Genomic DNA, 15,877 nt, shown 5'->3' with positions numbered 1-15,877 from the left:
CAGACCTATAACAATCGATTGGCAGTCTCAAAAAAGGAGAGGTTGGCCATGCTTTCGGAATTAGAACTTCGCAGCATTATTGAAGGAAGTTTCCTGCCTAAACGGTGCGAATGCACCAAAGCCGAAGATGCTTCGCTGACGATCAAGGTCTATGACGACCGCGACCGTGACCGGGTGGATTTGGAGGTCAAAGGTATCAATGCTGACAAACTCGACAGCAGTCGAGCTATTTGCAACCTCATTACCGGGTTGCGTGAAGACCTCAAGCACAGCCATGCACCTGTCCAGCAGCGGGCTGGAGGGCGCGGTTACTACTGATCGTTGGTTATGAACGGTGGGCCTGGTAAATGCCAGGCCCAATGCTGTGTATGTTTGCCCATCAATTCTGGAAATCGCAGGCTTCGGACATCTTCCGGTAGCTCACGTCTTCCACTTTGCCCGCCTTGTCCAGGAACTTGATATCCGCATCAATGACTTTACAGTCGCCGGTTGGGGTTTCGTTCATGGCCAGGACCTTGGCAATGTTCATCGGCATGCCGTAATGATAAGGCACGGGGTTGACCGCCTGGGTTTGATCGTCAGCCTGGGCCAGGCCCGACACTGCCGCCAGCGCCAGGGCGCCGCCGAGCATTAAGGTGTGCAGTTTCATGGTGGTGCTCCGCAAGTGAGTGGAATTTCACTCTCGACTTGCGGGATTAACCATCGATTAATTTTGCCCTGGCTGACAAAACCTTCATCCAAGCTGCTGGCGATACGGCAGGTCCGGCCCGGTCTTGCCGCACGTCAGTGCCGCAGCGCGGATGGCAAAACCGAGCATGGCGTCGATCTGCACGCGGGTCAGTTGTTGCAGGCCTTGCACCGAGTCCAGCTGGTGCTCGGTCAGCCAGGCAATCAACGCGGCCTGGAAGGTATCCCCGGCACCCACGGTATCCGCCATCACCACGCGCTGTGCCGGTTGCGACCAGGTGCCATGCTGACGGCTGAACACACTGGCGCCATCGCCGCCACGGGTGAGGAACACCAGCTGGCAACGGTGTTGCAGCCAGCCCTGCAGCACGCTTTCCGGCGACTGGCCGGGGTAGAGCAGGTGCAGGTCTTCGTCGCTGACCTTGATCAGGTCGGCATGCTTGGCCAACTCGGCGACGCGGTCGCGCCACAGTTGGATATCCGGCTGCGGATTAAGGCGCACGTTGGGGTCGAGGCTGATCAGGCGCTTGCCGCTTTCGCGCTTGACCAGGCTCAGCAGGGTGTCGCCGATCGGTTGCACCACCAGGGAGAACGAACCGATATGCAGCCCGCGCACCTCATCGCCGAGGACCGGCAAATGCGCGACTTCCAGCAGTCGGTCGGCGCAGCCTTCACCACGGAAGTTGTACTGCGGTGAGCCATCGGCGCCCACGGCGACCATCGACAAGGTGGTCGGCGCGGCGAACTCCACCAGGAACCGCTCGCTGACGCCTTCATCCTTGAGCACCTGCAACAGGCGCCGTCCGAGGAAGTCGCTGGACAGGCCGCCGAACAACCCGGCCTCAATGCCCAGGCGGCGCAAACCCACCGCGACGTTGAACGGTGAACCACCGGCAATCGCCTTGTAAGTGACCTTGGAGGCCTGCCCGCTGGCATCTTCCTCGCTGAAAAAATCAAACAGCGCTTCACCACACACCAGATACATAGTCGTTCGCTCTTAAAGGGTTGCCACGTGCTGTTGATAGCGTTCGTAAGCCAGTTGATAGGCGCCGACATTGGCCGCCACCGGCAGGGTACGGCTGGCCGGGTCGACGCTCACGCATTTGTCGCACAGGCTGGCCAGGGACTCTCCGGACTGGCTCCACGCCGCCTGGATCGCCGCGCCCAGGGCGGCGGCTTCGCTTTGTTCGGTGCAGATCACTTCGGTGTTCATGATATCGGCGACCATCTGCCGCCACACCGGGCTTTTCGAGCCGCCGCCGATCAGGCGGATGCTCTGGCTTTGCAGGCCGGTGTGGCGTAGCAGATCGAGGCCGTAGCGCAGGCCGAAGGTGGTGCCTTCGACCACCGCGCGGCACAGGTTGGCACGGGTCAGGTTGGTCATGGTCAGCCCATGCAGGCTGCCGGTGGCGTGGGGCAGGGCGGGTACGCGTTCGCCATTGAGGAACGGCAGCATGCTGACGCCATCGGCGCCAATCGGGGCTTGCTCGACCAGTGCGTTGAAGGCGTTGAGGTCCAGCTCGAACAACTCGCGAATCACCCCGGTAGCGTTGGTCAGGTTCATGGTGCAGATCAACGGCAGCCAGCCGCCGCTGGACGAGCAGAAGGTTGCGACCGACGCCTGCGGGCTGACATTGGGCTGGTCGGCGAAGGCATACACGGTGCCGGACGAGCCCAGGCTCATGGTGATCACGCCGGGGGCGATATTGCCCGTGCCGATGGCACCCATCATGTTGTCGCCGCCGCCGCTGGACACCCTGGCATTGGGGTTGATGCCCAGGCGTTCGGCGATGGCCGGCAGGATCGTGCCTACGCTTTGATCGGCTTCGATCAATGTCGGCAGCGCAGCTTCGAGACGGCCGCTGGGGTCGATGTGCTTGAGCAGCGCCATATCCCAGGCGCGGGTGCGCACGTTGAAGTAACCGGTGCCCGAGGCATCGCCGTATTCCGCGACCGCGCGGCCGGTGAGCCAGTAGTTGAGGTAGTCGTGGGGCAGCAGCACATGGGCGATGCGCGCGAACACATCCGGGTGCTGCTCGCGGGTCCACAGCAGTTTCGACACGGTGTAGCCCGGCGCAATCGCCACGCCCAGGCGTTCCAGCGAGCCGCCTTCGCCGCCCAGGTAGGCCAGCAGGCGCTCGTTCTCCAGCGCGGTTTCGGTGTCGCACCACAGCTTGGCCGGGCGCAGCACCTGGCCGCTGTCATCCAGCAACACCAGGCCGTGCTGCTGGCCGGACACGCCGATGCCGAGGATGTCCTGGCCGTCCACGCCGGCCTGTTGCAAGGCGCGGTGGGTGGCTTCGGTAAAGGCGTCCAGCCATTCCTGGGTGTGCTGCTCGCGACGGCCATTGGCGCCGCTGATCAGGGTGTGCGCGGCGGCGCCCAGGCCCAGTACCTTGCCGCTGGACGCGTCGAGGACGATGGCCTTGGTGCCTTGGGTGCCGCAGTCGATGCCGAGGAACAGGTTTTGCTGGGTCATGAGGGTGTGCTCAGCGGTGTTATTTTTTTGGATTGGCAACCCGGTCCAGTGTGGGAGGGGGCTTGCTGTGGTGAGTGGGGCTTGTCCCCCGACGGGTTCACCACAGATTTGTAGGCTGCTTCGCAGCCTGGCGCGGGGCAAGCCCGCTCACCACAGCAAGCCCGCACCACAGCAAGCCCCCTCCCACATTTAAACCGGTTTCTTCAGGAGGTGCTTCAGGGTAGTGGTGACGCCGTTATCACGCAGGCTCCCATAGCACCGCTCGAACGCTGCCACAAACTCAGGCGAGTTGGGAATAGCCGTACCGAAAATCTCTTCCACTGCCAGCAACCGCTGGCTGATCAGTGCATCGTCACTCACCAGCCCCTGGCAGAACTCGGCGCGCGGATCGGGGATTGTGTAGCTCACGCCATTCTCATCCACACCCTTCAAATACAAGGCCCAGGCCGCGACGACCAGTGCTGCACGCTCGGTCTCACGGCCGTCGGCAATCAGGCGGTTGATGGTCGGCACGGTGAACTTGGGAAACTTCGACGAGCCATCCGAACACACCCGTTCCAACTGGTCGGCAATCGCCTGGTTGGAGAAGCGGTCCACCAGGGTCTGCTTGTAGTCGGTCAGGTCGATGCCCGGTACCGGCGCGAGGTTTGGCGTGACGTCGAGGTCCATGTAGGCGCGCATGTAGGCCACGAACAGCGGGTCGTTCATGGTCTCGTGCACAAACCGATAGCCCTTGAGAAAACCCAGGTAGGTCAGGGCCAGGTGGCTGCCGTTGAGCAAGCCGATCTTCATCTCTTCATAGGGTGTCACATCGTCGGTGAACTGCACGCCGACCTTTTCCCACGCCGGGCGACCGTTGACGAACTTGTCTTCCAGCACCCACTGCACAAAGGGTTCGCAGACCACCGGCCAGGCGTCGTCGATGCCGTGTTCATCGTGCAGTTGCAGGCGGTGGGCGGTGCTGGTCATCGGCGTGATGCGGTCGACCATGGCGTTCGGGAAGCTCACATGGGCCTTGATCCAGTCATGCAGCTCGGCATTGTGCAGGGCGGCGAACGCCAGCAGTGCCTTGCGCGTGACAGCGCCATTGTGGGGCAGGTTATCGCAGGACATCACGGTAAACGCCGGGATGCCGGCCGCGCGGCGCTGGGTCAATGCCGCGCAGATAAAGCCGAACACGGTTTTTGGCGACGACGGATGAGCCAGGTCGTGCTGGATCTGCGGCAAGTGGGCCATAAACTCGCCGTTGCTGTCGTCGATGCAGTAGCCGCCTTCGGTGATGGTCAGCGAGACGATGCGAATCTCGGGGCTGGCCAGTTTATCGATCAATGCCTGGGCGCTGTCTTCGGCCAGCAGCATGTCGCTGATCGAGCCGATCACGCGCACTTCGGTGTCGTCGGTGTCGCCCAGTTCGTACAGGGTGAACAGGTAGTCCTGGCCGGCCAGGTCATCGCGGGCCTTGCGGTCCTCGCTGCGCAGGCCAACGCCGCAGATGCTCCAGTCCAGGCCCTCGCCGGTATTCATCAGCGCATCGGTGTAATACGCCTGGTGCGCGCGATGGAAGCCGCCGACGCCGATATGGGCGATGCCCTGGCGTGTGTCGGCAAGCGTATAGGCTGGCAATTTCACTTCGGGCGCCAGCTGGGTGAGGTTCTGCTTATTCAGTTTCATCGATCAATACTCGCGAAATCAGGCGGCGGCGCGCAGTGGACGGGCCACAGCCACGCCGTCGGTGTCGAACAGATGGCAGTGCGCCGGGTCCAGGTGCAGGTGCAGCGTTTCGCCGTATTGGCTGGCCATGTCGCCGCGAATCCGCATGGTCAGCGGCTCGCCATTCGAGGTGATGACGTGGCAGAAGGTGTCGCTGCCCAGGCGCTCGCCGACGTCGGCGGTGACGGTCAGGGCGGTTTGCCCAGGCGCGGCAATTTCCAGGTGCTCCGGACGAATGCCCAGGGTCACCGCGCTGCCCACGCTCAGGCTGGCGCCGCTCAGCGGCAGGCTGATCAGAGTGCCGGCGTCCAGCTGCACCTCACAGCCTTGGCCGTCGACGCGGGTGACCTTGCCCTTGAGGAAGCCCATTTTCGGCGTGCCGAGAAAACCCGCCACAAACAGGTTGGCCGGCTGGTGGTACAGCTCCAGCGGCGAGCCGACCTGCTCGATACGCCCGCTGTTCAACACGACCACCTTGTCGGCCAGGGTCATGGCTTCAACCTGGTCATGGGTCACGTAGATCATGGTCGCTTGCAGCTCTTTGTGCAGGCGCGCCAGTTCCAGGCGCATCTGCACGCGCAGGGCGGCGTCGAGGTTGGACAACGGCTCGTCGAACAGGAAGATCTTCGGGTTGCGCACAATCGCCCGGCCGATCGCCACACGCTGGCGCTGGCCACCGGAGAGTTGCTTGGGCTTGCGCTCCAGCAGCGGGCCCAGTTCGAGGATGCGCGCCGCTTCGTTGACCTTGCTCTCCACCAGCTGCTTGTCGACGCCGGCCAGGTCCAGGGCAAATGACATGTTCTTGCGCACGCTCATGTGCGGGTACAGGGCATAGGTCTGGAACACCATCGCCAGGTCGCGCTTGGCCGGGGTGACTTCGGTGATGTCGCGGCCATCCAGTTCGATGGTGCCTTCGCTCACTTCTTCGAGGCCGGCGATCAGGCGCAGCAGGGTGGATTTACCGCAGCCCGAGGGGCCGACGAAGACCACGAATTCCTTGTCGTTCACTTCCAGGTCGATGCCCTTGATGATCGAGAAACCTTCGAAGCCTTTTTGCAGATTCTTGATTTTCAGGTTGGCCATGGGATGGGCCTCCTTTTTGAATTTTTATAGGAAACCGTTATTTCACGGCGCCGAAGGACAAACCGCGCACCAGCTGTTTCTGGCTGATCCAGCCAAAGATCAGGATCGGCGCGCAGGCCAGGGTCGAGACGGCAGACAATTTGGCCCAGAACAAGCCTTCGGGGCTGGAGTAGGAGGCGATCAGTGCGGTCAACGGCGCTGCGTTGGACGAGGTCAGGTTCAACGACCAGAAGGCTTCGTTCCAGCACAGGATCAGCGACAGCAGCACCGTGGAGGCCAGGCCGCCCTTGGCGATCGGCAGCAGCACCCGGACCATTTCCTGCCACAGCGTGGCGCCGTCCAGACGCGCGGCTTCGAGGATGTCCTTGGGGATGTCCTTGAAGTAGGTGTAAACCATCCAGACCACGATCGGCAGGTTGATCAGGGTGTAGATGATGATCAGCGCGATGCGCGTATCCAGCAGGCCAAAGCTCTTGGCCAGCAGGTAGATCGGCATCAGCACGCCCACCGGTGGCAGCATCTTGGTGGAGAGCATCCACAGCAGCGTGCTCTTGGTGCGTTTGGTTTCGTAGAACGCCATGGAGTAGGCGGCCGGCACCGAAATCAGCAGGCACAGGGCGGTGGCGCTGAATGAAATCAGCACCGAGTTCCAGGCATAGCTGAAGTAGTTGCTGCGTTCGTTGATGTGCAGGTAGTTCTCCAGGGTCGGCGTGAAGATGAACTGCGGCGGCGTGGCGAACGCGTCGATTTCGGTCTTGAAGCTGGTCAGCACCATCCAGAAGATCGGGAAGAAAATCAGGATCGCGATGGCCCAGGCCAGGGTGCCGAGCAACAGGCTTTGCAGGCGGCGGGATTGTTGAAGCGTCATGGCGCGGCCCTCAAGGCTTGTCAGTCAGGTTTTTGCCGATCATCCGCACCAGGATGATCGCCGCGATATTGGCGATGACCACGGCGATCAAGCCGCCGGCCGAGGCCATGCCCACGTCGAACTGCACCAATGCCTGGTTGTAGATCAGGTAGGCGAGGTTGGTCGAGGCGTAGCCGGGGCCACCGTTGGTGGTGGTGAAGATTTCGGCGAATACCGAGAGCAGGAAGATCGTTTCGATCATCACCACCACGGCAATCGGGCGGGCCAGGTGGGGCAGGGTCAGGTGCCAGAAAATCGCGATGGCGCCGGCACCGTCCAGGCGTGCGGCTTCCTTTTGTTCCTGGTCGAGGGACTGCATGGCGGTCATCAGCAGCAGGATGGCGAACGGCAGCCATTGCCACGAGACAATGATGATGATCGACAGCAACGGGTAGTGCGCCAGCCAGTCCACGGGCTCGGCGCCGAAGAACTTCCACACGGCGGCGAGAATCCCCGACACCGGGTGGAAAATCAGGTTCTTCCAGATCAGCGCACCGACGGTGGGCATGATGAAGAACGGCGAAATCAACAGCACCCGGACGATGCCACGCCCGAGGAACTCACTGGCCTCCAGCAGCGCACTGATCAACACGCCGAACACCACGCTGATCAGCAGCACGCTGCCCACCAGCAACAACGTATTGGTGGCGCCGGGCAGGAAACCCGAGTCAGTGATGAAGTAGGTGAAGTTCTCCAGCCCCACGAATTGGTTCTCGCCGGGGTAGAGCAGGTTGTAGCGAATCAGCGAAAAGTACAGGGTCATGCCCAGCGGCACGATCATCCACAGCAGCAGCAGGGCGACCGAGGGCGTGACGAGGAACCAGCCGGGGTTGGCCAGGCGGTTTTTGGCGGATGTATTCATGATAGTCAAGGCCAGTCAGGTACAGGTGCGTAAAACCCCTGTAGGAGCGAGCTTGCTCGCGAAGGTATTTCAGGCGCCTTGCGGCGTCGGATGTACCTTTTTCGCGAGCAAGCTCGCTCCTACAGGATCGGGGGTTACTTGGGGTAACCCGCCCGCTTCATTTCACGCTCGGTGGTGGTCTGCGCGGCGGTCAGTGCAGCATCGACCGTTTGCTGGCCGGTCAGCGCGCCGGAGAAGAACTTGCCGACCTGGGTCCCAATCGCCTGGAACTCAGGAATGGTCACCAACTGGATACCGATATACGGCACCGGCTTGAGGGTCGGTTTGGTCGGGTCGGCGACTTTCAGCGATTCCAGGGTCACCTTGGCGAACGGCGCGGCCTTCATGTACTCGTCGCTGTAGGTCGACTTGCGGGTACCTGGCGGCACGTTGGCAACGCCGTCGGTCTTGGCGACCAAGGCACCGTATTCCTTGGAGGTGGCCCAAGTGGTGAACACCTTGGCGGCATCCTTGGCCTTGGAGCTGGTCGGGATCGCCAGGCTCCAGGAGTACAGCCACGACGTGCCCTTGTCGGTTTTTTCGTGGGGGGCAAAGGTGAAGCCCACATGGTCGGCCACTTTGCTTTGGGTCTTGTCGGTGACGAACGAGCCGGCGACGCTGGCATCGACCCAGATCGCGCACTTGCCGCTGTTGAACAGCGCCAGGTTTTCGTTGAAACCGTTGCTGGAAGCACCCGGCGGGCCGGATTTCTTCATGTTGTCGACGTAGAAGTTCAGCGCGTCCTTCCATTCGGGGCCGTTGAATTCAGGCTGCCACTTCTCATCGAACCAGCGCGCACCGTAGCCGTTGGCCAGGGTGGTGATCAGCGCCATGTTCTCGCCCCAACCGGCTTTGCCGCGCAGGCACAGGCCGTATTGCTCTTTGCTCTTGTCGGTGAGTTTGGCCGCGAATTCGCCGATCTGGCTCCAGGTCGGGTGCTCGGGCATGCTCAGCCCGGCGTCCTTGAACAGGTCGGTGCGGTAGTAGGTGATCGAGCTTTCCGCATAGAACGGCAGGGCGTACAGCGAACCCTTGACCGACAAACCGTCACGCACGGAAGGGAATACGTCGTCGAGGTCGTAGGACGCCGGCAGGTCCTTCATCGGTTCGAGCCAACCCTTGGCGCCCCAGAGTGCGGCTTCGTACATGCCGATGGTCAACACATCGAACTGCCCGCCCTGGGTGGCGATGTCAGTGGTCAGGCGTTGGCGCAGCACGTTTTCTTCCAGCACCACCCAGTTCAGCTTGATCTCCGGATGCTCGGCCTCGAAGGTTTTCGAGAGCTTCTGCATGCGGATCATGTCGCTGTTGTTGACGGTGGCAATGGTCAGGGTTTGCGCGCCAAGGCTGACGGCGCTGAGGGTCATACAGGTACAGGCAAGCAGAGCTTTTGCTGTGAACTTCATCGCGCACTCCATTTCCGCGCCCAGGGGCTACGGAAGGACAGTTATTGTTGTTGTGTCTTCCTACGGGGAGTCAGGAAGAGTGTGCGTTGATTACAGCCTTCAAACGGGGTTGTGACAAATCCTTGGGAGCACTTGGACTGATACTTTTTTGCACTCGTTAGGTAAACAGCTGAAACCATCAAGCGTGGTGTGTCGCGTATTCACGCGGCAGCAGCGAGGGGGCACCGTTGCATTGGCTTCCCTCGCTTCTTTCATCATGCTAATGGTTCAGCGGTCAAAGCGTGACGGATTCCTTGGGTGCTTTGGCGGGGCCGAAACGTACAGGTCGATAATCGACTGGAAGCGTGACATATACCGGTTTTTTCGTTGTTCCCATATTGGCCTCGACAAGAGTGCCCACGTCCTTTCTAACGGTAAAGACTCTGAATTTATTATGATAGATTTTATTCAGGTCATTTTCCGCGATCCACTCGATGTCTTCTTGCTTGAATTTCGGGTACTTTGTCCTGGCGCGCTTTAATAGCAGTTGATATTGCTCATTCAGATCTGTACCCGCCATCCATTCGGTCGTTACCGGACCTTCAAATCCCTTTACGGGGACGCCCGTTAGCTTATTCAACTCGTTAGCGAACGAACGAGTGCCGCCACTTGCGGAGAAGCAGGTCAATGTCCGGACATTGGCGTAGTCACGAATGTCTACGCCTCGATCCAGCAGCTTTTGATTAACCTCTGCGGCCGAATAGCGTGCGTCATTGTCACCGACGATTTTTATCGGATCGCCTGGGTTTTCTGGCTCAGGGGCGTGTCCGATAATATTGAGCCGGGGCTTTCCATCATAAGTATCGACAAATGTCTGGATTTCGCCATCAAGTGGCCTGACCGTTTCCATCGGGCCTCCCAGCCTGATTCGGCCATACAGGGCGTCGGTGACGGCTTGCGTTGTGTCAAGGCTGATTGGCCGGGTCAGGTCTCTAACCCGGGCAATATCAAATCTGCGCTGTGCCATCGCATTGATATCAAAGACACCGACGTTATATTTTGGTCCCGTGAATGCGTTGCCAAAATGGTTGAGTCCTTTGCCGACTTTGCCACTGTTCAGTGTTTTTTCCAGCCCGGCTTTCATTGATGTTTCTGAATTGAATGTCGCCAAACCATAGTTGGGATCGTAATAAAACCAGCTTTTTTTGCTGGCGTCGGCGGGGTCGACCCTAACCCCCGCGAGCATGCCATGATCTTTCGCGCCGATCAGCAAGGTCTTCGAAGTCTCGGCGTTACCCAGTGTTGTGCCAATATCCTTGTAGGGCGTGAGGACGCCTGAGGTCCCGGTTTGAAAGGTGCTTTGTCTGTCTACGTTAGCTTGCAACGCTGACAGCTCTGAGATGAATTTTGAACCGCCAGCGGACTTCGGGTTGGCCATGGCCATATGCACGTTATCGATCAACGTGTTTTCGGTGCCCTCCGAGAGCGCGAGCGCCATCGTATTGGACAGGGCAGCACATTCACCGTCTGAGCCTGGTTGTGTCAGGGCAAGATAATAGCCTTGGGACATTCCACGACTGGTTCCGCCCGCACCCTCTACTTCTCGATTGAACGTCTCAATGTTGATGCGGGAATCGGCAATGATGAGTCTTTCCCGTTGCCGAACCAGGCTTCCCACTTGTTCGGCGCTTAGCGGGGTGTCTGCAATCAGTTGTCTGATTCGGTCTTTGCCCATGTCGCTGCGGTAGCCCGGTATAGTTTCCGGTTTCAAGCTGTTGTAGCCGGCTTTAAAGGCTTGCTCATCTCTTAGCTGCGCGTTCATGAGGTTGATCTCGAACCTAGCGGGTATATCCGGATCGGGTTTGGCATCGGAAAAAAAGTCAAACAGGCCATTGACGTTGCGTTGGTTACTTTCGGGCACGAACCCTTTTAGCGCAGGCCCATCAGCCGCCATTGTCTTGGGGTTATAGGCATACCACTCGCCGTCCTGGAAAATGGCCGTGAATTTGACAAGTGCAGAGGTATCGCCGTTTCTCACCGTGCCATCAACCATGTCCGCAGTCGGGACAAACGCCTCTCCAATTGGCTTTGTATATTGGCCGCCCTGCATTCGGCTCACTGAGCTGAACGCCTTCTCGGCGCCGGTGGTAGTCAGGTCTTGGAGCACAATGCTTTCTGTTTCCTCGATCCCAAACCTTTCGACGAATTTCGCCGAGGCCTTGGCCGCCGCCCAGGCCGCGCCGGATTTGGCCACATTGCAGAGTTTGCCGACGCCCTCGGTAAATACGTAGATCGCGATATCAACGCCCAGGTCTTTTACCGCCTCCGCATATTCACCGTGGTAGACGTCCACGAGGCTCGAGCCTCCCGGTAAGAAGCGCAAACCTTTTTGGAAGTAGTCACTGAGCTCCAAACCGTTTTCAACAGCGTTGTTCAGCCCACGTTGCGTAGCGAGTGCAGCCGCCTTGTTCAAGTACACACTGTCAACCAGCACCTCGGCGAGGTGCTGTATTCTTGTTCCGTCATAGCTGGAAAGGTCAGTTTTGTCGTTCTCCGCATATAAGGGCCGCCTGCCGTGTGCAAAGTGATCCGGGTCGACGAGGCTGTTTTGATCAAGGCGTGTTATGAGGACCTTGGATTTGATATCCGGTTTTGGCTGGGCGTTGGTTTTAAACGCGGCTGTGTCGACGGTTTCTTCGGTGGTTTGGCCGTAAGGTGCTCTCTGTTCGATATTGGGGACCGGCACTATTTTTCCATAGGCTGGATAGATCGCGAACGTTCTGGACTGGTCCTTATGGGTGAACTGCATCAGGATGCCACTACCGGTGCCTTTCACTTGCAGGATTGTCGCAGAGCCATTGTTGACGATGTCTCGGTCCGCCAGCGGTAGCTGGCTGAACATGTTTTTGAACAGGGAAATGGTGTGGGTCCTGCGTAGGGCGAAGTCTTCTTCAAATGCCTGATTGAATTTCGCGTTGATGTCAGGCAACTCGGAGGCGCGCGCGCGAAGTGCATCGAAGTCGGGCCCCCTCGTTGACTCCCAGCGCCAACTTTCACCCAGGCGGCCAGCTTCATAGACGTCGACAATACTTGCCCGAGTATTGGAAAACATTCCAAACGGGCCAACCATTTCAGTGAGGTACGGACGCTCATAGTGGGTATCGGTACCCCATTTTTCCCTCAGCTCTGACAGGGCCATTTCCCTTCTGCTTGGTGGGTTGAAATTACTCAAGTAGTGCCTGGCACTGGAGATATCATCATTTTGTTTTTTGAGCTTCTCCTGGCTGCTGGCGAGCTGTTCAAGGGTGTATTCGTCCTTGTCATTTCTCACGATATGGCCATTCACGATGGCCCAATCCAACACCGGGTTCATCCGGGCGACAGAGTGCAGTTGGGATTCACGTTCGGAAATGGGGCTGATCCGGTGAAGGTTCATGACTCGCCCGAAGGTCATACCCGAGGCGGCACCGGGAGCATTCAGTTCGATCCGATTGACGGCGGTCATAAAGCTGACCCAATCGGTCGAGCCCAGCGTCACGGTCGATGGCACATCGTTAACCAGCAGATGGGGCGCAGCGCCCGTCATCAACAGGTGCGCGGCTACTGGCGCAAGGTTTGCCGGGATTTTTCGATTTGTGGTCAAGTGGTTGTTGAACAGCTCACGAATCTTGTCCGTGCCCAACCCCCAATTATCCTTATGCATCAGATCAAAGCCTGCGAGGCTATTGCGTGAGGTGCCGGCCTCGGGATCAAGCTCCAGTACCAAAGCGGTCAGCAGCCACTGCTTGAGACTGGTCGAAGTGACTGCACCTTTCATCTCGGTTTGCAGATTCGTGGCCAGTTCCAGGGCGCTGTCACTGGACAGCAGTTGGTCCAGTGCTTGTGCAGGGCTGCTGCTGAGCTTGGGCACTTGGGCACTCAGGTGGCTCAGGAGGTTGGGATGGGGGCTGATGGATTGTTTTACGAAGGTACTCACGGCCTCGCGTTGGGCCTTGCTCAGCGGGAGGGCCGAGGCCAGAAACCCACAGTTATTACCCAGTGTCGGCGCTTGCGGCAGGGGAGTCTGCAGAGCCTGTAACAGGTTGTCGACCTGCGCTGCCGACTTCGCCTCGTACCAGCCCTGATCCGTGAGGAATTTCTGCACGGTCGTCACGCCTTTAGGGCGGTGGGATGAGCCCGGATCGACAATGAAACGGGTGGTGTCGTCGTTGTCGATATTGCCGTGCTTGAGCTGACTGATCAGTGCATAGCGATCATTGCTATCCCCCAATGCGGTTTTTTGCTGGTTCAGCCAATTCACCATTTGTTCCGGGTGGTCCGGGTTCCTTGGGAACTTCTTCATGCTTTCCAGCTGCGTCATGCTGCGTTCGAATGCCTGGCTGCGGGGGTGCGTAGTGATGCCATAAAAACGGCCTACCCATTCCAGCGGTGCGTTAGTGGTGCTGGCGTCAGACAGCGTGATCGGCCTTCCAGGCGTCGCAAATACCCTGGCGGCGTTGAGCACCGGCGCCAGCACGTCGAAATGCTCGGGGTAGTTTTTCGCAAAGTCGGCGGCGCTGAAGCGCTGGTCAACGCCGTTGACTTTGCCGATCAGCGCCTCGCGATTGGGGTCAAAGCGCAAGGAAGTCAAATCAACCTTGTGTTTCTCCGCCCACTCGATGAAACCGCGCGCCTTGATGGCTTTGTCCAGGTAGCTGCGCCATTGGCCGAACAGGCTGGCGGCCGGGATCGGTCCGATCATCTTCATCGAGGCTTGGGTCGGGTTGTTTTTCACCTCGCGCATTGCGCGATGCGTAGCGACGGCCAGTGCGCTTTCGGCGCTGGCCAGGGCGTCTTGCGGGGACCGTGCGCCGCCCACTGTCGCGCTGGAGCTGGGCTCGACAGCCGCCGCCAGGGTTTCAAGTTTAGAGAGGGGCGCGGGCGCGTCGGCACGCTGTTGCCTGATGGTGTATTGGCGCTCACGTACACCTTTAGAGAAGTTGTCGCCCGTGCTGGGGTCAATGAGTGCCTTGAAGCCATTGTTACGGGTCATCTCGGTACTTCGATCAAGCAGCGATATCAGCGCGCGTTGACGCCAGTCGGCTTGTTGGCCGTTTTGTTGGCGAGGGATCTCTTCGTTGTAAAACCTCATGACCTCATACAGCGATGCAGAGGGTGGGGAGGGGTATCGAACAGGTAGCTCCACTCCAGCCGCCATCTGCCGGACTGCATCTGCAATTTCTGCCCAGACAACACCCCAGCCCGAAAGATCGTTCGGGACAAAGGGGGTATCCTTTCCATTTACCTTGCCTGTCAGCTCACCGGTGACGGGGTGGATACGAACGCTGCCGGGCTCAACGTTGTGCTCTTGTGCAAAGGTTGTAAAGGCACTGCCGGTCAGCCCATCCAGAAGGTTTTTGCGCACCTGGTTGAAGGTCGAATACTCCGGAATCTCTTTGAGCACCGGCGGGAATGCTTCGCCTTCGACTCGGGCTTGAGGGGCGAGCCTCATCACGGCCTGGCTGCACTGCTGCGCCAGGGTTCGATCGGCGTCCTGGACCTTTCGTGCCGCAGTTGAAGATGTGAACCTATCAAGGCGTTGCGTCAACTGATCCGGCGGTAAATTCATAAGCCGCTGACTGGCTTCGTTTTGTCGCTGTTTGACCGGGGCGTAAACGGTCGCGTAGTGCGGATCGGTGCTGCTGAAGGCGGGGAAGGTACCCTCGCGCAGCAATTGTCCGATGCTGAACACCGTGTCGTCGCTGCGTATGCCGCCCAGTTGCAGGCCGTAAAACGAGGCTATGTTGTAAGCCGATGCGTGTTCCCTATCGCGAAACATGACAACGCCTTGTTTCCCCGCGAGGACTTTTCTGGCTGCGCTCATCACTTGGGTCGACGCCGCTGCCCAGTCCGCGTCCCGATGCAGGTAGAGGTTGACCGGCACGTTGTCGCGCATTTCGGTCAGTTGTCCACTGGAGTCGATCATCAATCCGCGAACATCGATCTTCCTGGCCTCGGCAAACGATTTAAAGGGTTCCGAGTGCAGCGCCTCGGCAAGTTCGGCCCAGGCTTGGCCGAAGGTTGAGTCGGCCGGGATGATCACCTTGTCCTCGGCATCGCTGGAGTGACCTTTCTCGACGGCAAGCCGTTGGCGCATCAAGCTATTGGCCACACCTATGGCCAACTGCCGGTCACCGCTGTCGATCAAGGCATCGGTGAATTGGCGAACCGCCGCATTGCGCGTAGCGGAGGCCGGTTCAGGGGCTTGCAGATCTCGGCGTAAGCGCAACGGGGCAGGGCGAGTGTTCGAAGTGTGGGAGGCCGAACTGTCGAGTATTTCCTGAAGAAGTTGAGCGTAGGTTTTTTGCGCGTCGAGGGCGCTTGGCTGGTTCAGGTGTTGCTCCACCTGATTGCGCAGCGCTGTGTCCGTCAGTGGCTCATGACTGCTTTTAATCAACTGGCTGATGCGCTCGGCTACGCTGGGGTATTCCTTTGTCACGGCGAATCTGAGCAATTGCTCGATACGTTTGCGGGCTGACGCCAGTCCATCACTCGATTGCGCGGACGCGGGGAACGTTTGAATATCCTGGAGGCGTTTATGAAAAAACTCGATGACTTTAGAGCTTACTGAGCCTATGGGGGGCGTGGACCGATTCATCTCGCTTGAAATCGTGGTGCTGACAGTGTGTGGCGGATTAAAGCTGATCATGGGACTGCCCCTTTACCGGCGTATTTATAAGAATGGC

Annotated in this window: 10 protein-coding genes; 1 reads left to right on the top strand and 9 read right to left on the bottom strand. The window is 59.3% G+C overall.

Annotated elements, in window-relative coordinates; all coding sequences use genetic code 11:
* The first annotated feature begins 48 nt into the window (after positions 1 to 48).
* A complete protein-coding gene (locus BFP99_RS26925) occupies positions 49 to 318 on the top strand; it encodes a DUF1652 domain-containing protein (protein ID WP_027606409.1) in 270 nt (89 codons plus the stop codon).
* A gap of 61 nt (positions 319 to 379) precedes the next feature.
* On the opposite strand, the gene BFP99_RS26920 is transcribed toward BFP99_RS26925, so the two are convergent.
* From BFP99_RS26920 to BFP99_RS26880, 9 genes are all read right to left on the bottom strand, one after another.
* Entirely contained in the window at positions 380 to 649 is a 270-nt protein-coding gene (locus BFP99_RS26920) for a DUF2790 domain-containing protein (RefSeq protein WP_027606408.1), read from the bottom strand.
* 84 nt (positions 650 to 733) lie between these two features.
* The gene (locus BFP99_RS26915) at positions 734 to 1,672 is read right to left on the bottom strand and encodes a carbohydrate kinase family protein (protein WP_065927855.1); all 939 of its coding nucleotides are present in this window, start codon (positions 1,670 to 1,672) and stop codon (positions 734 to 736) included.
* Positions 1,673 to 1,684: 12 nt separating this feature from the next.
* On the bottom strand, positions 1,685 to 3,166 hold the full coding sequence (gene xylB / locus BFP99_RS26910; RefSeq protein ID WP_065927854.1) for a xylulokinase: 1,482 nt from the start codon (positions 3,164 to 3,166) through the stop codon (positions 1,685 to 1,687).
* A 189-nt stretch (positions 3,167 to 3,355) separates the two neighbouring features.
* The gene (locus BFP99_RS26905; RefSeq protein ID WP_065948642.1) at positions 3,356 to 4,837 is read right to left on the bottom strand and encodes a mannitol dehydrogenase family protein; all 1,482 of its coding nucleotides are present in this window, start codon (positions 4,835 to 4,837) and stop codon (positions 3,356 to 3,358) included.
* 18 nt (positions 4,838 to 4,855) lie between these two features.
* Positions 4,856 to 5,959: an ABC transporter ATP-binding protein gene (locus BFP99_RS26900; RefSeq protein WP_065948641.1), complete on the bottom strand. Its 1,104-nt coding sequence runs from the start codon at positions 5,957 to 5,959 to the stop codon at positions 4,856 to 4,858.
* A gap of 37 nt (positions 5,960 to 5,996) precedes the next feature.
* On the bottom strand, positions 5,997 to 6,827 hold the full coding sequence (locus BFP99_RS26895; protein ID WP_027606403.1) for a carbohydrate ABC transporter permease: 831 nt from the start codon (positions 6,825 to 6,827) through the stop codon (positions 5,997 to 5,999).
* 10 nt (positions 6,828 to 6,837) lie between these two features.
* Complete coding sequence (locus tag BFP99_RS26890) at positions 6,838 to 7,728, bottom strand: carbohydrate ABC transporter permease (protein ID WP_051429369.1); 891 nt, start codon at positions 7,726 to 7,728, stop codon at positions 6,838 to 6,840.
* Positions 7,729 to 7,862: 134 nt separating this feature from the next.
* Positions 7,863 to 9,173 carry an ABC transporter substrate-binding protein gene (locus BFP99_RS26885; protein ID WP_065948640.1) on the bottom strand — a complete coding sequence of 437 codons (1,311 nt, stop codon included), beginning with the start codon at positions 9,171 to 9,173 and terminating at the stop codon, positions 7,863 to 7,865.
* 274 nt (positions 9,174 to 9,447) lie between these two features.
* Positions 9,448 to 15,840: a hypothetical protein gene (locus BFP99_RS26880; protein ID WP_065948639.1), complete on the bottom strand. Its 6,393-nt coding sequence runs from the start codon at positions 15,838 to 15,840 to the stop codon at positions 9,448 to 9,450.
* Between the last annotated feature and the right edge of the window lie 37 nt (positions 15,841 to 15,877).

It is taken from the genome of Pseudomonas sp. 1 R 17, assembly GCF_900067035.1.
GTDB classification, from domain to species: Bacteria; Pseudomonadota; Gammaproteobacteria; order Pseudomonadales; family Pseudomonadaceae; genus Aquipseudomonas; species Aquipseudomonas marginalis.
Note: the sequence above shows the minus strand (reverse complement) of the source record. Positions and strands in the feature narration are given on the sequence as shown.